The sequence below is a fragment of the Blastococcus sp. TF02A-35 genome (assembly GCF_004571075.1).
Taxonomy (GTDB): Bacteria; Actinomycetota; Actinomycetes; order Mycobacteriales; family Geodermatophilaceae; genus Blastococcus.
Genome location: NZ_SPQP01000020.1, coordinates 1 through 22,666 on the forward strand (window position 1 = coordinate 1; position 22,666 = coordinate 22,666).

23 protein-coding genes are annotated in these 22,666 nt (G+C 74.9%); 5 read left to right on the plus strand and 18 right to left on the minus strand.

What is annotated here, in order from left to right:
- Nucleotides 1-297: 297 nt before the first annotated feature.
- From tyrS to argC, 9 genes are read right to left on the minus strand one after another with little or no spacing between them, the layout of a single operon-like run.
- Complete coding sequence (tyrS, locus tag E4P43_RS11115; protein WP_245159083.1) at nucleotides 298-1,590, minus strand: tyrosine--tRNA ligase; 1,293 nt, start codon at nucleotides 1,588-1,590, stop codon at nucleotides 298-300.
- Entirely contained in the window at nucleotides 1,587-2,249 is a 663-nt protein-coding gene (locus tag E4P43_RS11120) for a DNA-3-methyladenine glycosylase (protein WP_135145517.1), read from the minus strand. The genes tyrS and E4P43_RS11120 overlap by 4 nt, the downstream gene beginning before the upstream one ends.
- A 2-nt stretch (nucleotides 2,250-2,251) precedes the next feature.
- Nucleotides 2,252-3,694 (minus strand): argininosuccinate lyase, encoded by a 1,443-nt coding sequence (gene argH / locus E4P43_RS11125; RefSeq protein ID WP_135145518.1) that lies wholly within the window; start codon nucleotides 3,692-3,694, stop codon nucleotides 2,252-2,254.
- A complete protein-coding gene (locus tag E4P43_RS11130; RefSeq protein WP_135145519.1) occupies nucleotides 3,691-4,230 on the minus strand; it encodes an arginine repressor in 540 nt (179 codons plus the stop codon). Before E4P43_RS11130 ends, argH begins: the two co-directional genes overlap by 4 nt.
- Nucleotides 4,227-5,171, minus strand: a complete 945-nt coding sequence (argF, locus tag E4P43_RS11135) for an ornithine carbamoyltransferase (protein WP_135145520.1) — start codon at nucleotides 5,169-5,171, stop codon at nucleotides 4,227-4,229. The genes E4P43_RS11130 and argF overlap by 4 nt, the downstream gene beginning before the upstream one ends.
- Complete coding sequence (locus E4P43_RS11140) at nucleotides 5,168-6,355, minus strand: acetylornithine transaminase (RefSeq protein ID WP_135145521.1); 1,188 nt, start codon at nucleotides 6,353-6,355, stop codon at nucleotides 5,168-5,170. The genes argF and E4P43_RS11140 overlap by 4 nt, the downstream gene beginning before the upstream one ends.
- Complete coding sequence (gene argB / locus E4P43_RS11145; RefSeq protein WP_209313838.1) at nucleotides 6,352-7,353, minus strand: acetylglutamate kinase; 1,002 nt, start codon at nucleotides 7,351-7,353, stop codon at nucleotides 6,352-6,354. Before argB ends, E4P43_RS11140 begins: the two co-directional genes overlap by 4 nt.
- Nucleotides 7,350-8,501, minus strand: coding sequence for a bifunctional glutamate N-acetyltransferase/amino-acid acetyltransferase ArgJ (gene argJ / locus E4P43_RS11150; protein ID WP_135145522.1), 1,152 nt, complete (start codon nucleotides 8,499-8,501; stop codon nucleotides 7,350-7,352). Before argJ ends, argB begins: the two co-directional genes overlap by 4 nt.
- Nucleotides 8,498-9,535, minus strand: a complete 1,038-nt coding sequence (gene argC / locus E4P43_RS11155; protein ID WP_245159084.1) for an N-acetyl-gamma-glutamyl-phosphate reductase — start codon at nucleotides 9,533-9,535, stop codon at nucleotides 8,498-8,500. The genes argJ and argC overlap by 4 nt, the downstream gene beginning before the upstream one ends.
- 142 nt (nucleotides 9,536-9,677) lie before the next feature.
- Here argC and E4P43_RS11160 point away from each other — a divergent pair, with 142 nt between their 5' ends.
- Both E4P43_RS11160 and E4P43_RS11165 read left to right on the plus strand, forming a co-directional pair.
- Nucleotides 9,678-9,989 carry an STAS domain-containing protein gene (locus tag E4P43_RS11160; RefSeq protein WP_167759153.1) on the plus strand — a complete coding sequence of 104 codons (312 nt, stop codon included), beginning with the start codon at nucleotides 9,678-9,680 and terminating at the stop codon, nucleotides 9,987-9,989.
- A 51-nt stretch (nucleotides 9,990-10,040) separates the two neighbouring features.
- Nucleotides 10,041-10,451, plus strand: coding sequence for a VOC family protein (locus E4P43_RS11165; RefSeq protein ID WP_135145525.1), 411 nt, complete (start codon nucleotides 10,041-10,043; stop codon nucleotides 10,449-10,451).
- Nucleotides 10,452-10,473: 22 nt separating this feature from the next.
- Here the strand turns inward: E4P43_RS11165 and E4P43_RS11170 are convergent, their stop codons facing one another.
- The 3 genes from E4P43_RS11170 to pheS are packed head-to-tail and all read right to left on the minus strand — an operon-like array spanning nucleotide 10,474 to nucleotide 14,796.
- Nucleotides 10,474-11,277: an SDR family oxidoreductase gene (locus E4P43_RS11170; protein WP_135145526.1), complete on the minus strand. Its 804-nt coding sequence runs from the start codon at nucleotides 11,275-11,277 to the stop codon at nucleotides 10,474-10,476.
- Nucleotides 11,270-13,732 (minus strand): phenylalanine--tRNA ligase subunit beta, encoded by a 2,463-nt coding sequence (pheT, locus tag E4P43_RS11175; protein ID WP_135145527.1) that lies wholly within the window; start codon nucleotides 13,730-13,732, stop codon nucleotides 11,270-11,272. Before pheT ends, E4P43_RS11170 begins: the two co-directional genes overlap by 8 nt.
- Entirely contained in the window at nucleotides 13,729-14,796 is a 1,068-nt protein-coding gene (gene pheS / locus E4P43_RS11180; RefSeq protein ID WP_135145528.1) for a phenylalanine--tRNA ligase subunit alpha, read from the minus strand. Before pheS ends, pheT begins: the two co-directional genes overlap by 4 nt.
- Nucleotides 14,797-14,907: 111 nt before the next feature.
- Between pheS and E4P43_RS11185 the strand changes: the two genes are divergently transcribed.
- Nucleotides 14,908-15,750 (plus strand): DMT family transporter, encoded by an 843-nt coding sequence (locus E4P43_RS11185; RefSeq protein ID WP_135145529.1) that lies wholly within the window; start codon nucleotides 14,908-14,910, stop codon nucleotides 15,748-15,750.
- An 87-nt stretch (nucleotides 15,751-15,837) separates the two neighbouring features.
- Entirely contained in the window at nucleotides 15,838-18,075 is a 2,238-nt protein-coding gene (locus tag E4P43_RS11190; RefSeq protein ID WP_167759154.1) for an EAL domain-containing protein, read from the plus strand.
- Nucleotides 18,076-18,078: 3 nt separating this feature from the next.
- On the opposite strand, the gene E4P43_RS11195 is transcribed toward E4P43_RS11190, so the two are convergent.
- Together E4P43_RS11195 and E4P43_RS11200 are read right to left on the minus strand one after the other, a co-directional pair.
- Complete coding sequence (locus E4P43_RS11195) at nucleotides 18,079-18,375, minus strand: DUF4873 domain-containing protein (protein WP_135145530.1); 297 nt, start codon at nucleotides 18,373-18,375, stop codon at nucleotides 18,079-18,081.
- A 14-nt stretch (nucleotides 18,376-18,389) separates the two neighbouring features.
- Nucleotides 18,390-19,064: a TetR/AcrR family transcriptional regulator gene (locus tag E4P43_RS11200; RefSeq protein WP_135145531.1), complete on the minus strand. Its 675-nt coding sequence runs from the start codon at nucleotides 19,062-19,064 to the stop codon at nucleotides 18,390-18,392.
- 63 nt (nucleotides 19,065-19,127) lie between these two features.
- Here E4P43_RS11200 and E4P43_RS11205 point away from each other — a divergent pair, with 63 nt between their 5' ends.
- Complete coding sequence (locus E4P43_RS11205; RefSeq protein WP_135145532.1) at nucleotides 19,128-20,054, plus strand: diiron oxygenase; 927 nt, start codon at nucleotides 19,128-19,130, stop codon at nucleotides 20,052-20,054.
- Between the two features lie 12 nt (nucleotides 20,055-20,066).
- On the opposite strand, the gene E4P43_RS11210 is transcribed toward E4P43_RS11205, so the two are convergent.
- From E4P43_RS11210 to infC, 4 genes are all read right to left on the minus strand, one after another.
- Nucleotides 20,067-20,855 (minus strand): RNA methyltransferase, encoded by a 789-nt coding sequence (locus E4P43_RS11210; protein ID WP_135145533.1) that lies wholly within the window; start codon nucleotides 20,853-20,855, stop codon nucleotides 20,067-20,069.
- A 150-nt stretch (nucleotides 20,856-21,005) separates the two neighbouring features.
- Nucleotides 21,006-21,395 (minus strand): 50S ribosomal protein L20, encoded by a 390-nt coding sequence (gene rplT, locus E4P43_RS11215; protein WP_135145534.1) that lies wholly within the window; start codon nucleotides 21,393-21,395, stop codon nucleotides 21,006-21,008.
- A 35-nt stretch (nucleotides 21,396-21,430) separates the two neighbouring features.
- The gene (gene rpmI / locus E4P43_RS11220; RefSeq protein WP_104525481.1) at nucleotides 21,431-21,625 is read right to left on the minus strand and encodes a 50S ribosomal protein L35; all 195 of its coding nucleotides are present in this window, start codon (nucleotides 21,623-21,625) and stop codon (nucleotides 21,431-21,433) included.
- Nucleotides 21,626-21,719: 94 nt separating this feature from the next.
- On the minus strand, nucleotides 21,720-22,406 hold the full coding sequence (infC, locus tag E4P43_RS11225) for a translation initiation factor IF-3 (RefSeq protein ID WP_348522229.1): 687 nt from the start codon (nucleotides 22,404-22,406) through the stop codon (nucleotides 21,720-21,722).
- Nucleotides 22,407-22,666 lie beyond the last annotated feature (260 nt).

A 22,666-nucleotide genomic window follows, 5' to 3' on the forward strand; every position in this document is an offset into this window, starting at 1 on the left:
CAGGAGCACAAAGCCCTGGCACGGGGTATTACTTGGCACTGACTTTCGGCACGCTGTTGAGTTCTCAAGGAGCGGACGCGCAGAAACTCGACCCTTCCGGGCTTCGTCCCTGGCTGGATGTCCAACTCTACGCCGGTTTCCGGTCGGCCCGCTACCCGCAGGCCCCGGTCCGGCGGCCCTCCCGGGCCGCGCGGCGCAGAGAGAAAGTTACACGCCCGTTCACTGCGACGTCAAACCCGGGCCCGGGTGACGCCGGACACGCCCTGGAGGCCGGCTCCGGACCGGTGGGTCCGCAGGTCAGGCGCCCCGTCGCACCCCGGCGACGGTCCGCCGTCCTCGGCGCAGGACCAGCCACCCGCCGGGCAGCCAGGCCTCCTCCCCCGGCACGACGTCGGCGTCCGTGACGCGCTCGTTGTTGAGGTAGGCGCCGCCCTCCTTGACGGTCCGCCGCGCCTCCGACAGGGAGCCCACGAGGCCCGTCTGCTGCAGCAGCTGCGCGACGGTGGGCAGCTCGCCCTCGACCGTCACGCTCCCCGCCTCCTGCAGCGCCGCCGTGAGGGTGCCGGCGTCCAGCGACGCCAGGTCCTCCCGCCCGAACAGCGCCCGCCCCGCGGCCTCGGCCTGGCGGAGCTGCTCCTCCCCGTGGACCAGCCTCGTGAGCTCCTCGGCCAGCGCCCGCTGGGCCGTCCGGGCCGCCGGGCGCTCCACGCTCTCCGCGACGAGCGCCTCCACCTCCTCGGCCGGCCGCTCGGAGTACAGCGGGAGCCAGGCGCGGGCGTCGGCGTCGTCGGCGTTGAGCCAGAACTGGAAGAAGGCGTACGGCGACGTGAGCGCCGGGTCCAGCCAGACGGCGCCGCCCTCGCTCTTGCCGAACTTGGTGCCGTCGGACTTCGTGACCAGCGGCGTGGACAGGGCGTGCACCGACGCCCCCTCGGTGCGGCGCACGAGGTCGATGCCGGCGGTCAGGTTCCCCCACTGGTCCGAGCCGCCGGTCTGCAGGGTGACCCCGTGCCGCAGGTGCAGCTCGCGGTAGTCGTTGGCCTGCAGGATCTGGTAGCTGAACTCGGTGTAGCTGATGCCGGCCTCGCTGTTCAGCCGGGCCGACACCGCCTCCTTGGCCAGCATCTTGCTCACGCGGAAGTGCTTGCCCAGGCCGCGCAGGAAGTCGATGGCCGACAGCTCACCGGTCCAGTCGAGGTTGTTCACGTAGACCGGGCTCTTGAGGCCGTCGGCCTCGGCGGGCAGCTCGAGGAAGGGGGCGACCTGACGGCGGATGCTGTCCACCCAGGCGGCCACGACCGACGGGTCGTTGAGCTGCCGCTCGGAGGAGGGGCGCGGGTCGCCGATCAGCCCGGTGGCGCCGCCGACGAGGACGACCGGCTGGTGCCCGGCCCGCTGCAGGGCGCGCAGGACCATGAACTGCAGCAGGTGCCCGACGTGCAGGCTCGGCGCCGTCGGGTCGAAGCCGGCGTAGTAGGCGACGGGGCCCGCGGCGAGGTGCTCACGCAGCTCGGCCTCGTCGGTGCTCTGGGCGATCAGGCCTCGCCGGTGCAGCTCGTCGATCACTCCGGGGGCGGAAGGCGTGGTCACGGGAGACCATCCTGCCCGGCGCCCCGCCGCCGCGGCTTCCCACCCGCCCGGAACGCGCTCACCGAGGGTGCGCCGGTCTCCCAGAACCGCCACGGCAGCTCGGTCGCCACGCTGATGCCGACCCGCGGTCCGGCCGAGATGCCGGCCGGCGCCGGCCCCTGGTGCAGGCGCACCGGGGATGCCGGGTCCAGCAGGTCGGTGTCGAGGTCCGTAGGCCCGATGGCCAGCGCCTGGGTCAGCCGCGCCGGCCCGCCGGCCAGGTCCCGGGCGGTGCGGGCCGCCGGCCGTCGCGACCGGGCGAGCTCCTCCCCCACCACGACCTCCCCGGCCCGCAGCAGCACCGCCTCGCCGTCGCCCTCCGGGCCGACGACGACGTTGGCGCACCAGTGGACGCCGTAGGAGAAGTAGACGTAGAGCCGCCCCGGCGGGCCGAACATGATCGCCGCGCGCGGCGTCGGCCCGCGGTGGGAGTGGGCGGCCGGGTCGATGCCCGAGCCGGAGTACGCCTCGACCTCGGTGAGGCGCAGCGCGGCCGTGCCCTCCGGCCGGTCGGTCACCACCCAGCAGCCCAGCAGCGACCGGGCCACGACGTCGACCGGCCCGAGCAGGTCCTCCTCGCGCACGAGGGGGCCCGGCCCGGGCCGGGAGGGCTCCGCCATGCTCAGAGGGCCGGCGCCACCGGCGACGACGACGCCCAGCCCGCGTGCTCGGTGGCCAGCGCCTTGAGCCCGGCCATCTGCTCGGCCACGCGCACCGGCGCCGTCCCGCCACGCGTGCTGCGGGCGGCCAGGGCGCCGCTCACCGAGAGCACCGAGCGCACGTCGGGCGTGAGGCGCTCGTCGATGCCGGCGAGCTGGTCGTCGTCGAGCTGGTCGAGCTCCAGGCCGGCCTCCTCGCAGAAGGCCACCATCGCGCCGCTGATCTCGTGCGCCGAGCGGAACGGCACGCCCTGGCGGACGAGCCACTCGGCGACGTCGGTGGCGAGCGCGAAGCCCTGCGGTGCGGCGGCCTCCAGGACCTCGGGGCGCAGGGTCAGGGTCGCGACCATCCCGGTGACGGCGGGCAGCAGCAGGAGCAGCTGGTCCATGGAGTCGAAGACCGGCTCCTTGTCCTCCTGCAGGTCCCGGTCGTAGGCCAGCGGCAGGCCCTTGAGCATCGTGAGGATGCCGGTCAGGTTCCCGACGAACCGGCCGGACTTCCCGCGGGCCAGCTCGGCGATGTCGGGGTTCTTCTTCTGCGGCATGATCGACGACCCGGTCGCCCAGGCGTCGTCCAGGCGGGCCCAGCCGAACTCGGTGGAGGTCCAGAGCACGACCTCCTCCCCCAGCCGGGAGAGGTGCACGCCGAGCAGCGCCGCGACGAAGCAGAACTCCGCGGCGAAGTCGCGGTCGCTGACCCCGTCGATCGAGTTCTCCGACGCCCGGTCGAAGCCGAGCTCGGCGGCGACGGCGTCGGGGTCCAGCGGCAGCGAGGAGCCGGCCAGCGCCCCGGAGCCGTAGGGGCTGACCGCGGCGCGCCTGTCCCAGTCGCGCAGCCGGTCGACGTCCCGGGCGATCGAGTGGGCGTGCGCCAGGAGCTGGTGGGCGATGAGCACCGGCTGGGCGTGCTGGAGGTGGGTCATGCCGGGTGCCGCGACGTCCTGGTACCGCTCGGCCAGCCCCAGCAGGGCGAACTCCAGCGAGGACAGCTCGCCCACGAGGGTGCGCACGTGGTGGCGCAGGTAGAGCCGCAGGTCGGTGGCGATCTGGTCGTTGCGGCTGCGGCCGGCGCGCAGCTTGCCGCCGAGCGCCCCCAGCTTCTCGGTGAGGCCGCGCTCGAGGGCCTCGTGCACGTCCTCGTCGCTCTCGATCGCGGTGAAGGTGCCGTCGGCGACCTCGGTGGAGAGCTCGCGGAGGGCGCCGAGCATCTGCTCGAGCTCGTCGTCGGCGAGCAGGCCGGCGCGGTGCAGCACGCGGGCATGGGCCCGGGAGCCGGCCAGGTCGAACGGCGCGAGCTGCCAGTCGAAGTGGGTGGACTTGCTCAGCGCCGCCATCGCCGGCGACGGGCCGCCGCCGAAGCGACCGCCCCAGAGCCGGGTCTGCGATCCAGGTGCGGGGCTGCTCACGTGCCGGGTTCCTCTTCCAGGTCGGCGCTCAGTTCGGGGTAGACGGCCGGCGTGCGCTGCGCGAGCGCCCGCAGCCGGTCGGCCAGGGCGGGCCCGCCGTCGGGGGCCCGCGAGACGACCAGCAGAGTGTCGTCCCCCGCGATCGTGCCCAGGACGTCGGGGAGGCCGACCTTGTCCAGCGCCGAGGCGAGGAACTGCGCCGCGCCGGGTGGCGTCCGCAGCACGGCGAGGTTGGCGCTGCCCTCGGCGCTGGTGAGCAGGTCGGCCAGCAGCCGGGTCAGCCGCGCCGGAGCGGCCTGCGCCGGTCTCAGCGGGGCGTTCTCCGGCGGGACCACGTAGGACGCCGGAGCGCCGTCGGAACCGCGCAGCTTGACCGCACCGAGCTCTTCCAGGTCCCGCGACAGCGTCGCCTGGGTGACCTCGATGCCGGCCTCGGCCAGCAGGGCGGCCAGCTGGGTCTGGGAGCTGACCGGCTGCGCCTCGATCAGCTCCCGGATGCGGGCCTGGCGGGCCGAGCGGCCGACGGCGGAGGTCATGACCGCTCCAGCAGCCAGAGCAGGAGGGCCTTCTGGGCGTGCAGCCGGTTCTCCGCCTCGTCCCAGACCGCGCTCTGGGGCCCGTCGATGACGTCGGTGGCGATCTCCTTGCCGCGGTAGGCCGGCAGGCAGTGCAGGACGACGGCGTCGTCGGCGGCCCGGGCCAGCGCCGCCTCGTCCAGCGCGTAGGGCAGGAACGGCGCGACCCGCGAGTCGTGCTCGCCCTCCTGGCCCATCGACACCCAGGTGTCGGTGACCAGCACGTCGGCGCCGTCGGCCGCGGCGTCGGCGTCGGCGGTCCAGCCGACGGAGCCGCCGGTCGCGGCGGCGATCTCCTCGGCCCGCTTCAGCACCTGCGGGTCCGGCTGGAAGGTCTCCGGGGACCCGATCCGCACGTGCATGCCGGCCGTGGCGCCGCCCAGCAGGTACGAGTGCGCCATGTTGTTCGCGCCGTCGCCCAGGTAGGTCATGGAGCGCCCGGCGAGCGAGCCCTTGTGCTCGATGACCGTCTGCAGGTCGGCCAGGATCTGGCACGGGTGGTACTCGTCGGTGAGCGCGTTGACCACCGGGACGCGGCTGGTCGCCGCCATGGCCTCGATGCGCTCCTGGCCGAAGGTCCGCCAGACGATGGCGGCCACCTGCCGGTCGAGCACCCGGGCGGTGTCCTCCACCGACTCGCCGCGGCCGAGCTGGCTGCTGCCGGCGTCGACGACCAGCGGGAAGCCGCCGAGCTCGGTGATGCCGACGGAGAAGGACACGCGGGTCCGGGTGGAGGGCTTGTCGAACAGGACCGCGACCGGGCGCGGCGTCCCGTTGGCCGCGCGCAGCGGGGTGGGCGCCTCCGCCGTGCCCCGGCCGGCCTTGAGCGAGGCGGCCAGCGCCAGCACCTCGGCCTGCTCGGCCGGGGAGAGGTCGTCGTCCTTGAGGAAGTGCCGGGTCACTGCTGGGTCTCCATCGCGGTGTCGAGGGCGCTCGGCAGGGCGGCGACGAAGGCGTCGACCTGGGCGTCGGTGAGGACGAGCGGCGGGGCGAGCCGGAGCACGCCCGGGGCCACCGCGTTGGTGAGGAAGCCGGCCGAGCGCAGCGTGGTCTCCAGGGCCGCGGCGACGTCGGCGGTGAGGACGACGCCGAGCAGGGCACCCCTCCCCCGGACACCGCTGATGCCGGGGTGGCCGAGGCCCTCGATGCCGGCGGTGAGCCGGTGCTCGAGCTCCTTGGCCCGCTCGAGCAGGCCCTCGTCGCGGATCGTGTCGAGGACGGCGAGGGCCGCCGCGGCGGCGATCGGGTTCCCGCCGAAGGTGGAGCCGTGCGAGCCGGCCGTCAGCAGCTCCGCGGCCTCCCCGAAGGCGAGCATCGCGCCGATCGGCAGGCCGCCACCGAGCGCCTTGGCCAGGGTGATGACGTCGGGCTGCAGGCCGTCGGCCTGGGAGGCGAACCAGTGGCCGGTGCGGCCGATGCCGGTCTGCACCTCGTCGAGGGCGAACAGTGCGCCGGCGTCCTTCGCGGCCGCCTCGGCCGAGGCCAGGTAGCCGGGGGGCGCGGGCAGCACGCCGCCCTCGCCGATGATCGGCTCCAGCAGCACCATCGCGGTCTGCTCGGAGACGGCGTCGGCCAGCGCGTCGGCGTCGCCGTAGGGCACGTAGGACACCCCGCCCGGCAGCGGGGCGAAGGCGGCGGCCTTGGACGGCTGGCCGGTGAGCGCGAGCGCGCCCATGGTCCGGCCGTGGAAGGCGCCCTCGGCGGTGATCACCTGCGGGCGGCCGGTGAGCCGGCTGAGCTTGAACGCCGCCTCGTTGGCCTCGGCCCCGGAGTTGCAGAAGAAGACGCGGCCGGGGCGGCCCGCGAGGTCGAGCAGCCGCTCGGCGAGCAGCACCCCCGGCTCGTGCATGGCCAGGTTGGAGACGTGCCCCAGCTTCCCCGCCTGGGCGGTGATCGCCTCGACGACCTTCGGGTGGGCGTGGCCGAGGATCGTCGTCGCGATGCCACCCAGCAGGTCGGTGTACTCGGCGCCGTCGACGTCGGTGACCGTGGCACCGCTGCCGGAGGCCAGCGCGACCGGCGGCACCTTGTAGTTGCTCATCATGACCGCCGACCAGCGGCGGGCCAGCTCCTCCGTGTGCGTCATGGTGCTGTGCCCTCCTTCGTGGTCGTGGCAGGGACGACCATCGTCCCGGTGCCCTCGGTCGTGAACATCTCCAGCAGCAGGGCGTGCGGCGTGCGGCCGTCGACGACGGTCGCCCGCTTCACCCCGCTCTCGACCGCCCGCAGGCAGGCGGCCATCTTCGGGACCATGCCCGAGTCCAGGCCCGGCAGGATCTCGGCCAGCTCGGTGGCGTCGATCTGCTGCACCAGGGAGTCGCGGTCCGGCCAGTTGGCGTAGAGGCCCTCGACGTCGGTGAGGACGACGAGCTTCACCGCGCCGAGCGCCGCGGCCAGCGCCGCCGCGGCGGTGTCGGCGTTGACGTTGTGCACGACGCCGTCCCGGTCGGGCGCGACGCTGGCGACGACGGGGATCTGGCCGGCGTCCAGCAGCGCCTGCACCGGGGTGGTGTCGACGGCGACCACGTCACCGACCAGGCCGACGTCGACGGGCTCGCCGTCGACGACCGCGGTGGTCCGCTGCGCGGTGAACAGGCCGCCGTCCTCACCGGAGAGGTGCACGGCCATCGGGCCGTGCTGGTTGATCAGCCCCACGATGTCGGGGCCGACCTGGCCGGTGAGCACCATGCGGACGACGTCGATCGTCTCCGGCGTGGTGACCCGCAGCCCGCCGCGGAACTCGCTGGCGATGCCCAGCCGGGTGAGCATGGCGCTGATCTGCGGGCCGCCGCCGTGCACGACGACCGGGAGGATGCCGCAGGTCCGCAGGAACACCATGTCCTCGGCGAAGGCCCGGCGGCAGGCGTCGTCGACCATGGCGTGGCCGCCGTACTTGATGACGACGACGTTGCCGTGGAACTCCTTGAGCCAGGGCAGCGCCCCGGTGAGGACGGCGACCTTCGCGGCGTCGCCCTCGGGGTCGTGGGTGCGCATGACCCGGTGGGTCCCGACGGTGCGCGGCAGCTTCGGCGGCGGGGCGTGCTCGTCGATCCGCACGTCGGGCGGGGTCGGGTCCTGGTTCATGTGGAGTAGGCCGAGTTCTCGTGCACGTAGGCGATGGACAGGTCGTTGGTCCAGACGGTGGCCTGCTCGGCGCCGGCCCGGAGGTCGACGTCGATGGTGATGGCGCGGCCGGTGAGGTCGACGCCCTCGCGCGGGTCGCCGATGGAGCCCCCGCGGCAGACGGTGACGCCGTTGATGGTCACGTCGACCTGGTCGGCCTCGAAGGCGGCGTCGGTGGTGCCGATCGCGGCCAGCACCCGGCCCCAGTTCGGGTCGTTGCCGAACAGGGCCGTCTTGAGCAGGTTGTTGCGCGCGCACGCCCGGCCGGCGGTGAGCGCGTCCTCGACGCTGGCGGCGTTGCGGACGGTGATCGCGATGTCCTTGGTGGAGCCCTCGGCGTCGGCGAGCAGCTGCATGGCCAGGTCGGTGCAGGCCGCGGTGAGCGCCTCGGTGAGCTCCTCCTCGGACGGTGTCGCGCCGGTGGCCCCGTTGGCCATGACGAGCACCGTGTCGTTGGTCGACAGGCACCCGTCGGAGTCGACCCGCTCGAAGCTGACCGCCGTCGCCTGCTTCAGCGCCCGCTGGAGGACGTCGGGGTCGGCGGTCGCGTCGGTGGTGAGGACGACGAGCATCGTCGCCAGGCTCGGCGCGAGCATGCCGGCGCCCTTGGCCATGCCGCCGACGGTCCAGCCCTCCCGCTCCTGCACGGTGGTCTTCGGGACGCTGTCGGTGGTCATGATCGCGCGGGCGGCGTCGGGCCCGCCGTCCTCGCCGAGCGCCTCGACCGCGGCGGTGACGCCGGCGGTGAGCTTGTCCATGGGGAGCCGCACGCCGATCAGCCCGGTGCTGGCGACGGCGACGTCGATCGCGCCGATGCCCAGCCCGGCCGCGGCGTGCTCGGCGGTGGCGTGGGTGTCCTGGAAGCCCTCCGGGCCGGTGCAGGCGTTGGCCCCGCCGGAGTTGAGGACGACGGCACGCACCCGCTGACCGGCGAGGACCTGGCGGCTCCACTGCACGGGCGCGGCCGGGAAGCGGTTGGTGGTGAAGACGGCGGCCGCGGCGTCGTCCGGCCCGGTGTTGAGGACGACGGCGACGTCGGGGTCGCCGGAGGACTTGAGCCCCGCGGCGACGCCGGCGGCGGAGAACCCCTGCGGGGCGGTGACGCTCACGGTGCGACTCCTACGACCGGGAGGCCGGTGGTCTCGGGGAGGCCCAGGGCGATGTTGGCGCACTGGACCGCCGCTCCGCCGGTGCCCTTGGTCAGGTTGTCGACGGCGGCCACGACGACCAGCCGGTTCGCGTCGGCGTCGACCGCGAGCTGCAGCGCGACGGTGTTGGCGCCGAGCACCTGCGCCGTGGTGGGCCACTGGCCCTCGGGCAGCAGGTGGACGAACGGCTCGTCGGCGTAGGCCTGCACGTAGGCGGCGCGGGCGGCCGCGGCGTCGACGCCCGGATCCAGGGGCGCCGAGCAGGTGGCGAGGATGCCGCGGCTCATGGGCACGAGGGTCGGCGTGAAGCTCACACTCACCGGTCCCCCGGCGGCCTGCGACAGCCCCTGGACCATCTCGGGGGTGTGCCGGTGCACTCCCCCGACGCCGTAGGCGCTGGCCGCGCCCATGACCTCGCTCCCCAGCAGGTGCGGCTTCGGCGACTTGCCGGCCCCGGACGTGCCGGAGGCGGCGACCACGACGACGTCGGGCCCGACGATGCCCGCCGCCAGGGCCGGCGCCATGGCGAGGGTGACCGAGGTCGGGTAGCAGCCGGGGACGGCGACCCGGGTCGCGCCGGCGATCCTCTCCCGCTGGCCGGGCAGCTCCGGCAGGCCGTAGGGCCAGGTGCCGGCGTGCACGCCGCCGTACCAGCGGTTCCAGGCAGCGGGGTCGTTGAGCCGGTGGTCCGCGCCGCAGTCGATGACCAGCGTCTCGGCCGGGAGCTGGTCGGCGATGGCCGCGGACTCCCCGTGCGGGAGCGCCAGGACGACGACGTCGTAGCCGGCGAGGCTCGCCGCGTCGCTGGGCTGCACCTCCATGTCGGCGAAGGGCAGCAGGTGGGGCTGCAGCTCGCCCAGGCGTCGGCCGGCGCTCGAGTTTGCGTGCACCCCGGCCAGCCGGAGGTTCGGGTGCCCGGCCAGCAGCCGGCACACCTCGCCTCCCGCGTACCCGGTGGCGCCGGTGACCCCGACCGTCCACGTCTGCGCGTCCACGATGCATGACCATACACGACCATGCATGAACGTTCATACGGGGTTCACAGGTGAGGGACAGTCACCGTCCGCGTTTCTGTCAGCACCCAGCGGCACAGTGGTTCGTGTGCGGCGAGGTGCGCCGCGCAGGGAGGAGCCCACCGTGACCGTCGAGGCCTTCGGCACCATCGAGCTCGTCGACGAGGAGTCTGGGCCGGTCCTCCTGCTGCGCGGCGAGGTCGACTCGACGGTCGTCGCGCTGTGGGACGCCACGGACCACGACCGCCGGCCGCCGGTCGCCGTCGACGTCTCCGGCACCACGTTCCTCGACTGCCGCGGCCTGCGCATGGTCGTGCGGGCCACCGAGGAGACCCGGCGCTCCGGCCGGATCCCCGAGCTGCGCCGGCCGTCGAGCTCGGTGCGCCGCCTGGTCGACCTCTCCGGCGCCACCCCGCTGTTCGCGACCGTCGCCTGACCCGTCCAGCCGGTGGCGATGAGTTCCGGCCCGGCCGGAGGTCTGAGCCGTATGACCACCTCACAGGCCACGGCCACCACGCTGACCCAGCTCTCCACCGCGATGTTCACCGTGCGCGACCAGGACGCCGCGCTCGCCTTCTACACCGACGTCCTCGGCTTCGAGGTCCGCGGCGACCAGCGCTACGGGGAGGCGGGCGAGGACCGCTGGCTGGAGGTCGCTCCCCGCGGCTCGGCCGCCCGCCTCGCCCTGAACCCGCCCATGGGCGGCGACGAGCCGGGTGGCTCGGCGATCGGCGTCGAGAGCACCGACGTCCTCGCCGAGCACGCCCGCCTGGCTGCCCGGGGCGACGTGGAGGTCGGCCCCACCCCGACCCGGGCGCCCGGCGCGCCGCTCCTGTTCGGCGTCACCGACCCCGACGGCAACATCGTCTGGATCGTCGAGGCCGAGCCGGCCGAGTGAGCTCCCCGTCCGGGGACCGGGCTCAGGCCAGCGGGTCGGTGTCGCCGTAGGGGCGCAGGCGGAGCCGGCGGGCGGCGTCCTCGGGCGAGGTCGCCCGCAGCACGTCGAGGTCGTCCTTGCCCGCCCGCACGAAGCGGCCGGTCCACTGGTCGAGCTCGCCGGCGGCGATCGCGGCGACCAGCTCGACGACGGCCTCCGGCGGCGTCCAGTCCGTGAACCCCTGCCACATGTGCATCGAGCGGGTCATGGGGGTGTCGACGACGCCCGGCGCCACGTCGAAGGCGCGCACGTCGGAGCCCTCGAGCGCGGTGGCCAGCGACTCGGTGAGCCGCATCAGCCCGGTCTTGGCGACCGAGTAGGCCGAGTAGTCGGGGTTGGCCCGGGTGCTCATGCCGCTGGCGATGTTCACGACCCGCCCGCGGTTGCGCAGCACCATCCACGGCACCACGTGGCGGATGGTCAGCTGCGCGCCGCGGACGTGGCTGGCGACGACGTCCCACCACTGGTCGGCGTCGGCCTCCCACACCGGGACCTCGTACTCGTCGATCAGCCCGGCGTTGTTGACCAGCAGGTCGACCTGGCCCAGCTTCTCCACCACCTCCGCGACCGCGGCCTCGACCGACGCGCGGTCGGTGACGTCGGCGGCCACGGCCAGGGTGCGGGCACCGGTGGCCGACGCGACCTCGTCCATCGCTGTGCGCAGCCGGTCGGCGTCCCGGGCGAGCCCGGCCACCGCCATGCCGCGGGCGGCCAGCCCCTCGACGAGGTGCCGGCCGATCCCGGTGGACGCCCCGGTCACCAGGGCCACGCCGGACAGCTCAGGCACGGAGCTGGGCCCCGGTCGCCGCGGTGGCGGCGGCGAGCGCCGCGTCGCGGACCGCCGTCGCCTCCTCGCCGGTGAGCGTCCGGTCCGGGGCCCGGAGGGTCAGCGCGTAGGCCAGGGAGCGCGAGCCCGACGGCACCGGCGCACCGGTGTAGACGTCGAACAGCCGAAGGGACTCCAGCAGCTCCCCCGCCCCCTCGCGCAGCGCGGCGGCGACCTCCGCCGCCGGCACCTCGTCCCGCACGACGACGGCGAGGTCGATGAGCACCGGCGGGAACGTGGAGATCGGCGGCGCCTGCGGCACGGCGGGCGCGGGCAGCGCGTCGGCGTCCAGCTCCATCACCGAGGTGCGCGGCGGCAGGCCGAGGTTCTCGCAGACCTTCGGGTGCAGCTCACCGGCGTACCCGACGACCGTGCCGTCGACCAGCAGCTCGGCGCAGCGGCCCGGGTGCCACGGCGCCCGCTCACCCGCGCGCACGGTCAGCTCCGCACCGGCCGCCTGCGCCACCACGCGCGCAGCCTGCACGGCGTCGGCCCACTCGGCCGGGCGGCCCGGGCCCCACCAGCCGCGAGGCTCGCGCTGGCCGGTGATCGCCACGGCCACGTGCCACGGCTGGGCCGGGACCGCGCCCAGCAGCGCGGCGAGCGTGGCGTCGTCGGGACGGCGGTCGACCCCCGGCAGCGGCGCGGCGGACCGCTCCCCACCGGGGAAGACGGCGCCGTGCTCGAACAGCGCGACGTCGCGGAGCCCGCGGGCGAGGTTGCGGCCCAGCGAGGCCAGCAGCCCCGGCAGCAGCGTCGTCCGCAGCGCGGGCGCCTCCTCCGACAGCGGGTTGCGCACGGTGTTCACCCGGCGGCGGTCGTCGTCCTCCGGCAGGCCGAGCGCGTCGAGCTGCGGCGCCCCGGTGAAGGGGAAGGCCGGGGCCTCGACGTAGCCGGCGTCGGCCAGCGCGCGACCGATGCTGCGCCGGCGGCGCTGCCGCTCGGTGAGCCCGCGCCCGGGCGGCGCGGTCGGCAGGATCGAGGGGATCTCGTCGAAGCCGCGGAAGCGCACGACCTCCTCGACGAGGTCGGCCGGCTCCAGCAGGTCGGCTCGCCACGACGGCGGAGTCACCCGGATCGCGGCGCCCTCGCCGACCACCTCGGCGCCGACCGCCGCCAGCACCTCGACCACCTGCTCCCGGGTGTAGGCGACCCCGGCGACGCGCCCGGGCAGGGCCGCGTCCATGGCGATGACCGGGCGCGGGCCTCGGGTGTCCACGTCGACGGGGGCACCCACCACCCGGGCGCCGCCGTGCTCCACGAGCAGCCCGGCGGCGCGGGCCAGGGCGACGACGGTGACCTCGGGGTCGGTGCCGCGCTCGAAGCGCTTGCCCGCCTCGCTGGGCAGCCGGTGCCGGCGCACCCCGCGGGAGATGCCGGTCTGCTCCCAGTGCGCGGCCTCCAGCAGCACCGCGGTCGTGCCGTCCCCGATCTCGGTCGAGGCGCCACCCATGACCCCGGCCATGCCGATCGGGCCGGACTCGTCGGTGATGAGCAGGTCGTCCTCGGTCAGCGCGCGGTCGGCGCCGTCCAGGGTGGTGAGCCGCTCCCCCGCCGCCGCCCTCCGGACCGTGATGGGCCCGCGCACGGTGTCGCGGTCGAAGGCGTGCATCGGCTGGCCGAGCTCGAGCATCACGTAGTTGGTGACGTCGACCGCCAGCGAGATGCTGCGGATCCCGCACTGGGCGAGCCGCTGCCGGAGCGCCCACGGGCTGGGCGCCGCCGGGCCCAGGTCCTCCAGCGCCAGCATGGAGAACCGGTCGCAGCGGTCGGGGTCGGCGACGCTGACCTGCCACGCCGGGGCGCCCGACCACTCGGGCAGGGGCAGGTCGGCCGGGTCGCGCCAGGAGACGCCGAGGACGCCGGCCAGGTCGCGGGCGATGCCGCGCATCGACATGGCGTAGCCGCGGTCCGGCGTCACCTCGAGGTCGAAGACGACGTCCTCCAGGCCCAGCACGTCGGCGGCCGGGGTGCCCGGCTCGAAGCCCTCCTGCCCCAGCACCAGGATGCCGGCGTGGTCCTCGCCGATGCCGAGCTCGCGGACCGAGCAGATCATCCCGTCGGAGACGTGGTCGTAGGTCTTCCGCGCCGCGATGGCGAAGTCGCCGGGCAGCACGGCACCCGGCAGCGCCGCGACCACCAGGTCGCCGACGGCGAAGTTCCGCGCGCCGCAGACGATGCCCCGAGGCTCGCTCTCCCCGACCTCGACCTGGCAGTAGCGGATCGGCTTCTTGAAGCCGGTCAGCTCCTCGATCTCCAGCACGCGGCCGACGACGAGCGGGCCGGTGGTCGCCGGCGGGCGGACGATCTCCTCGACCTCGAAGCCCAGCCGCACGAACGCGGCGTCCAGCTGCTCGACGGTGATGCCGGCCGGGAGGTCGACGATCTCGGACAGCCAGCTGACAGGGACCTTCACTGCTCAACCCCGAACGCAGAAGTGAAACGGACGTCGGCCTCGGCGATGTCGTGCATGTCCGAGACGGCGGAGCGGAACTGCAGCGCCCGCTCGATGCCCATGCCGAACGCGAAGCCGGAGTACTCGTCGGGGTCGATGCCGCAGGCGCGCAGCACCCTGGGGTTGACCATCCCGCAGCCGCCCCACTCGACCCACTGCGGGCCGTCGCGGTGCTCGGGGAACCAGACGTCGAACTCCGCAGAGGGCTCGGTGAAGGGGAAGAAGTGCGGGCGCCACCGGGTGCGCGCGTCGGGCCCGAACAGCTGGCGGGCCAGGTGGTCCAGCGTGCCGCGCAGGTGGGCCATGGTCAGGCCCTTGTCGACGGCGAGGCCCTCGACCTGGTGGAAGACCGGCAGGTGCGTCGCGTCGAGCTCGTCGGTCCGGTAGACCCGCCCCGGCGCGACGACGTAGATGGGCGGCTGCCGGTCGAGCATCGTGCGCGCCTGCACCGGGCTGGTGTGCGTGCGCAGCACCAGGCCCGAGTCCTCCGGTGCGACGAAGAAGGTGTCCATCATCGAGCGCGACGGGTGGTCCGGCCCGATGTTGAGGGCGTCGAAGTTCAGCCACTCCGCCTCGAGCTCCGGCCCCTCGGCCACCTCGTAGCCCATGCCCACGAAGATGTCGGCGATCCGGTCGGTCAGCGTCGTCAGCGGGTGGCGGGCGCCGCGGGGCGTGCGGTCCCACGGCAGCGTGACGTCGACGCGCTCCTCGGCCAGCACCCGGGCGTCCCGCTCGGCCTCGAGCTGCTCCAGCCGCTCGGCGTAGGCCTTCTTCAGGTCGCCGAGCACGCCGTTGAGCCGCTTGCCGGCGTCGGACCGCGCGGCGGGGGGCAGCGCCCCGAGCTCGCGACGGGCCAGCAGCAGCGGCGCGCGGTCGCCCAGGTGGTCGGGCCGGACGGCGGCCAGCTGCTCCAGGTCCGCGGCTGCTGCGAAGGCGGCGACGCCGAGCGTCAGCGCCTCCTCCAGGGACTCCTGGGAGAGCGCGGCGACCTGCTTCGGGTCGTACGGATCGTTGGCGCCAGACACGGGAGGCCATTCTGCCCGCCCTCCTGCCCGGCCCGCGCCTGGGTTCCCCGTACGGGGGTGCTAGAACGACCGCGGGCGCGCACCGGCGCGGACCGGACCCGGGAGGTGGGCGTGGCGGTCGTCCTCGCGCTGGCGTCGGCCGTCGTCTACGGGGCCTCGGACTTCCTCGGCGGGCTGGCCAGCCGCAGGGCGTCGGTGTTCGCCGTCGTCGCCCTCTCCCAGCTCGCGGGCCTGGCCGCGCTGCTCGTCCTCCTCCCCTGGCTCGGCGGCCCGGTGACCGCCGCCGACGTCGGCTGGGGGGCCGCCGCCGGCCTGGCGGGCTCCACCGGCCTGCTGGTCTTCTTCCGAGCGCTGGCCACCGGCGTCATGAGCGTGGTCGCCCCGGTCACCGCCGTCACCGCCGCGGCCGTCCCGGTCCTGGTCGGTCTGCTGGGCGGCGAACGCATCGGGCCGTGGGCCGCCGCCGGCATCCTGCTCGCGCTGGTCGCCGTCGTCCTCGTCTCGGCCGAGGGCGGTCTGCGCGCGCTGCGGGCCGCGCGGCCGGGCAGCCTCCTCCCGGCCCTGCTCGCCGGCACGGCGTTCGGGTTCTTCTTCGTCCTCCTGGACCGGACCTCGGAGGACGCCGGCCTCACACCTCTGGTCGCCGCGCGCGCCGCCTCGGTCGGGCTGGTCCTGCTGGTCGCGCTCGCCGGGCGCCGGTCGGTCCGCCCGACGAGGGCCGCGCTGCCGCTGGTCGTCGTCTCCGGCGTCGGCGACATGGCGGCCAACGCGCTGTTCCTGCTCGCCACCCAGGCCGGCGGTCCGCTGGCGATCACCGGGGTGCTCGCCTCGCTGTACCCGGTGAGCACCGTCGTCCTCGCCCAGCTCGTGCTGCGCGAGCGGCTGGTGCCCGCCCAGGTGGCCGGGCTGACGACGGCGGCCGCGGCGGTCGTGCTGATCACGCTGCCGGCCTGACCTCCCCCTTCGGGGTGGGACGCCGCGGCTCGGCTTCGGTCCGGGCACCGAGCGGCCGATCGACGACCCGTGGACCCCGTGCGCCCGATGCCCGACCCTGCCCTGGTCACAGCCCTCGCCGAGGCGCTGGCCCCCGGCGGGGTCCGCAGCGTCTTCCAGCCCATCGTCGAGCTCGACACCGGCCGGGTCGTCGCGCACGAGGCCCTCGCGCGCGGGCCGCAGGGCCCGCTGGAGCGCCCCGACCAGCTCTTCGCTGCGGCCCGCGTCGCCGGCCGGCTGGCCGAGCTCGACGGCGCCTGCCGCGTCGCGGCGTTCGACGGCGCGGTGCGGCACGGCGTCCTCGCCCCGCTCGCCCTGTTCGTGAACGTCGAGCCGGAGGTGCTGGACACCGCACCCCTCGACGAGCTGCTGGCCATCGCCGACTCCGCACCGGGCCGGCTGCGCGTCGTCCTGGAGATCACCGAGCGGGCGATCGCCGCCCGCCCGGCGGAGCTGCTGCGCACGGTCGCCCGGGTGCGGGAGCTCGGCTGGGGCATCGCGCTGGACGACGTCGGCGCCGAGCCGATGTCCCTGGCCTTCATGCCCCTGCTGCGGCCCGACGTGGTGAAGCTGGACCTGCGCCTGGTGCAGGAGCGGCCCGGCCCCGCGATCGCCCAGATCATGAACGCGGTCAACGCCTACGCCGAGGCCACCGGCGCCGCCGTGCTCGCCGAGGGCATCGAGGACGGCCGGCACCTGGCGATGGCCCGCGCCCTCGGCGCGACGCTCGGGCAGGGGTGGCTCTTCGGCCGCCCCACCGACACCCCGTCCACCGACCGGCCCGCCGGCGCGCTCCCCGCGCCGGCGCACGAGGCGCCGGTCGGGGCGTCCGACTCACCGTTCGCCTGCCTCCCCGAGGGCACCCGGCTGCGGCGCGCCCCCAAGACGCTGCTGATCGAGCTGAGCAAGCAGCTCGAGCGCGAGGCGATGCGGCTGGGCGAGACCTGCGTCGTCGCGGCCGCGTTCCAGGAGGCCCGCCACTTCACGCCCTCGACCACCCAGCGCTACCGCGACCTCGTCGAGCGGACCGGGTTCGTGTGCGCCCTCGGCGAGGGCCTCCCGGTCGAGCCGCTCCCCGGGCTGCGCGGTGCCGACCTCGCGCCCGCCGACCCGGTGCGCGGCGAGTGGGACGTCGTCGTCCTGGCCCCGCACTTCAGCGTGGCCCTGCTGGCCCGCGACCTCGGGACGACCGGCCCGGACCTGGAGCGGCAGTTCGAGTACGCGCTCACCTACGACCGCGACGTGGCGGTGCGCGCCGCGCGCAGCCTGCTCGGGCGGGTGGCACCCGGAGCGCCCGGCAGCGCGCCGGACCCCGCGTCCCGGCCGGCGCTGCCGGCAGCCACGGCAGCCACGGCGGCCGCCGCCGGGCTCCTCGGCGGCGACGCGCTCGCCCGGCGCGCGCTCGACGCCACGCCGAGCGGCGTCTGCCTGGTCGACGTCCGCCTGCCCGACCAGCCGCTGGTCTACGTCAACGCCGCCTTCGAGCGGCTCGCGGGGCTGCCCCGCGAGGAGCTGCTCGGGCGCAACTGCCGCTTCCTCCAGGGACCGGACACCGACGCCGCCGCGGTCGCCCGCATCCGGGACGCCGTCGCCGCCGGTGCGGAGTGCCGAGAGGTGCTGCTCAACGTCCGTGGGCCGGAGCGCTACCCGTGGTTCAACGAGCTCCACCTGTCGCCGGTCACCGACGAGTCGGGTGCGGTCGTGCAGTACATCGGCGTGCAGGTCGACGTCACCGAGCGCGTCGAGGCCGAGCGCGCGCTGCAGCGGGAGCGGGACCGCTCCCACAGCTACCTCGCGCAGATCGAGGAGCTCGCCGTCACCGACCCGCTGACCGGCCTGCCGACGGCGGCGCACCTGCGCCAGCAGGTGGAGACGGCGCTGTGGAACGCGCGCGCCACCGGCGACGCCGTGGCGCTCATCGTGGTCGTCGTGCAGGGCCACGCGCAGCTGGAGTGCGAGCACGGCCCGGCCGCCGCGGAGGCCGCGATGCGGGCCACCGCCGAGCGGCTGCGGAGCCGGCTGCGCCGCGGCGACCTGGTCGCCCGGTGGACCCGCGACTCGTTCGCCGTCGTCCTCTCGGGGCTGGCCTCGGCCACCAGCGAGGAGGAGACCGAGCGGGTGCTCGACCAGCTGACCGGGGCCGTCGCCGGCCCGGTCGTGGTCGAGGACCTCCCCGTGGTGCTCAGCGTGTCGACCGGCGCGGCCCGGTTCCCCGCCGACGCCGACGACCTGGCCGGCCTGCTGGCCGCCGCCGAGCACGCGGCCGGGCGGACCGCGGCGCGCTGACCGTCAGCCGCCGACCTCGTCCAGCAGCTCCACGCGGAACGGCGGCCGGCCCACCCCGGTGACCCGCGTGTTGCCCCAGGGGTCGGTCTCGGTGGCCTCGGCGACGGAGCTGCCCTGCGGCGTGGTGATCTCCAGCCGCGTGCGCGGAGCCACCCGCGCCGCGACCCGGCCGGACCACACCACGGACCCGGCGAGCGGGTCGAAACGGGCGCCCAGTGCCGCCCGGGCGGTGCTGGTCACGCCGTCGACGACGACGGTGACCTCGCCCTCGTAGCCCTCTGGCTCCTCGTGCTCGCCCATCGGCCCCCTTCCGGTCAGCTCCGCGGTGGGAGCAGCGTCCCCAGCCCGCCGTCGGCCAGCGCGGTGAGCTGGTCGACCAGGTCCTGCGACGGCACGGTGCGCGCCACCGACCACCAGTGCGCCGCCAGCTGCACCATGCCGACGACGCCGTACGCCCACGTCATGGCGCCCTCGGTGGGCCGGCCCGCCTTGGCCAGCCGGTCCTCGATCAGCCCGCCGAGCGCCGTGGCGACGGCGTGCTCGGTGGCGGCGACGAGGTCCGCCCGGCCGGCACGGCCGGTCTGGGCGTAGGCGAAGCGGTAGAGGGCCGGCTCGTCCTCGATGAGCGCGACGAACGCGGCGATGACCGCCCGCAGCCGGTCGCGGTCGTCCCCCCGGTCGACGACGAGCTCGCCGAGCAGGCGCGGCAGCAGGATCGCCTGGGAGATGCGGTCCAGGACGGCGTCGATCAGCTCGTCCTTGTCGCTGAAGTAGCGGTAGATGACGGTCTTCGAGACCCCGGCGCTGCGCGCGACGTCGTCGACGGAGAAGTCCGGTCCGACCAGCCGCACCGCGGCGACGGCGGCGCCGACGAGGTCCTCGCGACGGGCCCTGCGGTGCTCGGTCCAGCGGGACCGCCGCCCGTCGGTCGCGGGTGGCGGCGGGGTGGCGGCCTGGGACGCACCCGGCGTCTCGGCCACCCGTTGCATGTGTTCCAAGGTAACAGCTACCTTCCGTTCCAGTCGTACTCGACGTCCTGGGGGAGCCCGCCGATGACCACCATCCTTCCGTCCGCGCCCGACCGCTCGACGAGCAAGGCGCCCGTCGACCGCCAGGCGCTGTCCACCCGGCTGCTCGGGTCGGCGGCCAAGAGGTCCTACGACCCGGTGGTGGACATCGACTGGACGGCGCCGATCCCCGAGGACCTCTACGGTCTGTCACCCGAGTGGTCGACGCTGTACGGCACGCCGCTGTGGCACTCCCTGGACCACTCCCAGCGGGTCACGCTGACCATCCACGAGTACTGCTCGATCTCCGGCATCGGCATCTGGTTCGAGCACCTGCTGATGCAGCTCGTGCTGCGCGACATCTACGGCGACGACCCGGCCCAGCCGCACGTGCAGTGGGCGCTCACCGAGATCGCCGACGAGTGCCGGCACTCGGTCATGTTCGCCCGGACCGCCCAGACGTTCGGGGCGCCGTCCTACGGGCCGCCGGCGACCCTGCTGAAGCTGGGCAAGGGCTACGCCAAGCGGGCGGACGGGCCGGCCGCGTACGCCGCGATCCTGGTGGCCGAGGAGATCCTCGACATCTTCCAGCGCGACCTCATGAAGGACGAGCGCGTCCAGCCGCTGACCCGGGCGACGAGCCAGATCCACGTCGTCGAGGAGGCGCGGCACATGCGCTTCGCCCGCGAGGAGGTCGCCCGCCGCACCCCGGAGCTGTCCTTCCTCCAGCTGCGCCGGCACCGGACGATGGTGGCCGCGTGCGCCGCCATCGTCGCCGAGAACCTGGTGCAGCCCCAGGTCTACGCCGCGGTCGGCCTCGACCCGAAGGTGGCCCGGGCGGCGGCGCGGGGCAACGAGCACTACAACGCGAAGCTCAAGGAGTCCGCGGCCGGGCTGGTCTCGTTCCTCCGCGGCGTCGGCCTGGTCGGCGGTCCCTCGGAGCGCCTCTGGAAGCGTGCCGGGCTGATCTGACCCCGCGCCGGCTCAGCGCTGGGCGAGCTGGGTGGTGTAGAGGCAGATCGCGGCGGCAGCGGCGAGGTTGAGGCTCTCGGCCCGCCCGCGCATCGGGATCCGGACGCGTGCGTCGGCCAGTCCGGCGAGCTCGGTGGGGACCCCACGGGCCTCGTTCCCGAAGAGCCACAGCACCGGGCCGGCGAGCTGCGGGCCCAGCTGGTCGAGGGAGTCCTCTCCCCCGCCGTCGGCGGCCAGCACCGTCACCCCGGCGGCCCGGAGGGCGGGCAGCAGCGTCCCCAGCGGCGCGCCGCGGACGACGTCGACGTGGAACAGGCTCCCGGCGCTCGACCGCACCGCCTTGCCGCCGTACGGGTCGGCCGACCCGGCGCCGAAGACGACGGCACCCGCGCCGCACGCGTCGGCGGTCCGCAGCACGGTCCCGGCGTTGCCCGGGTCGGCGAGCTCGGCCAGCGCCACCGACAGCCGCGGCGGCGCCGTCGTGAGGCTCTCGGCCGGGACGTCGCGGAGCGCGCAGACGGCGACCAGGCCCTGCGGGGTCACGGTCTCCGAGAGACCGGCCGCGGCCTTCTCCGTCACCAGCCGCACCGGGACGGTGGTGCCGGCGAGCAGGTCGTGGTGGGCGGCCGCCGCGGCCTCGGTGGTGAAGACCTCGCGGACGCCGTCGGGGTCGGCCAGCGCCTCGACCACGGCCTGGCGGCCCTCGGCGAGGAACAGGCCGGCGGCGTCCCGGCCGGCGCGCCGGGTGAGCTTGCGCGCGGCGACGATGCGGGCCGACCGCTCGGTCAGCAGCTCGGTCACGCGGTCCCCTTCCTCGACGGGATCTGCACACTCGCCCTCATCGGGCGGCTGATGCGGGCGAGTGTGCAGATCTCGCCCCGGACAGACGGCGACGCCGCCGGCGCCGACCCGTGGGGGCCGGACGCCGGCGGCGTCGTCAGTGCTCCAGGCTCAGGCGGCCTGGGCGCCGGTCGCCTCAGGGTTCGCGGCGAGCGCGGCCCGGGCGGACTCGACGAGCGCGGCGAAGGTGGCCGGCTCGTTGACGGCCAGCTCGGCCAGGACACGACGGTCCAGCTCGATGCCGGCCAGCTTGAGGCCCTGCATGAACCGGTTGTAGGTCATGTCGTTCAGGCGGGCCGCGGCGTTGATGCGGGTGATCCACAGCTTGCGGAAGTCACCCTTGCGCACCTTGCGGTCGCGGTAGTTGTAGGTGGCCGAGTGGAGGATCTGCTCCTTGGCCTTGCGGTACAGCCGCGAGCGCTGGCCGCGGTAACCGCTGGCCTGCTCGAGGACGCTACGACGCTTCTTCTGGGCGTTGACCGCCCGCTTCACGCGTGCCACGTGAGAGCTCCTGTCTTCTCGTCAGTAAAGGGCGGTCAGAGACCGAGCAGCTTCTTCATCCGCGGCGCGTCGGCCTTGGACAGGACGCCGATCCCGCTCACGCGGCGCTTCCGGCCCGAGGACTTGACCTCGAACTTGTGCTGGTTGTTGGTGTGCTCGCGCACCAACTTCCCGGAGCCCGTCACGCGCACGCGCTTGGCCGTGCCCTTGTGGGTCTTCTGCTTCGGCATGTCCCTCGTCCTGTTCGTGTCCATGTCGGTGCCGGCGGCAGCGCTGGGCTGCCGCGGGCACCGCCGTCGTCGTTCGTGCGGTCCTGCTGGCCGGTCAGGCGCTGGGCGCCTGCTCCTCGACCGCTTCGTTCTTCGCCGGACGCGCCTTGGCGGCCTGCGCCTGCTGCTGCAGCGCCTGCGCGTTCTTGTGCGGCGCGATCACCATGACCATGTTCCGGCCGTCCTGCTTCGGGTTGGACTCGACGACGCCCAGCTCGGACACGTCGGCAGCCAGCCGCTGCAGCAGGCGGTAGCCCATCTCCGGGCGCGACTGCTCGCGGCCGCGGAACATCACGGTGATCTTGACCTTGTCGCCGCCCCTGAGGAAGCGCTCGACGTGGCCCTTCTTGGTCTCGTAGTCGTGCGGGTCGATCTTGAGACGGAGCCGCATCTCCTTGATGACGGTGAGCGCCTGGTTGCGCCGCGACTCACGCGCCTTCTGGGCGGCCTCGTACTTGAACTTGCCGTAGTCCATGAGCTTGGCGACGGGCGGCCGGGCCATGGGAGCGACCTCGACGAGGTCGAGCTCGGAGTCCTGGGCCAGGCGCAGCGCTTCGCCGATCGACACGATGCCGACCTGCTCGCCCTCGGGTCCCACGAGGCGGACCTCGGGGACACGGATACGGTCGTTGATGCGGGGCTCGGTGATGGCCTCTCCTCTGCTGCTGCGTGGGAGGAGTCGCTGGCCCACCCGGGCGCCGACAGACGTGAGGCCCCGCGAGCGTCTGCTCACGGGGCCCACTCGCCGGTGGCGCACGACCCGTGACGGGTGCGTGCGCACGCGATGACCGACCGGTGGCCGGTTCTCGCGATCCGGGACCTGGGCGCCCAGGGGGCGTCAGGTGGGAGCGGGCTCCTCTTGTTGTTCAGCGGCCCGGGGCGGGGCCGCTGGGTGGTTCGCGCGCCTCGATGTAGCGGGGAGGCACGCCCACTCTACAGCGTGTCCACCCCTCGCGGCATTCCCCCCTCGCGAGGGACCGGAACGGCCCCTGCGCAGGGCCC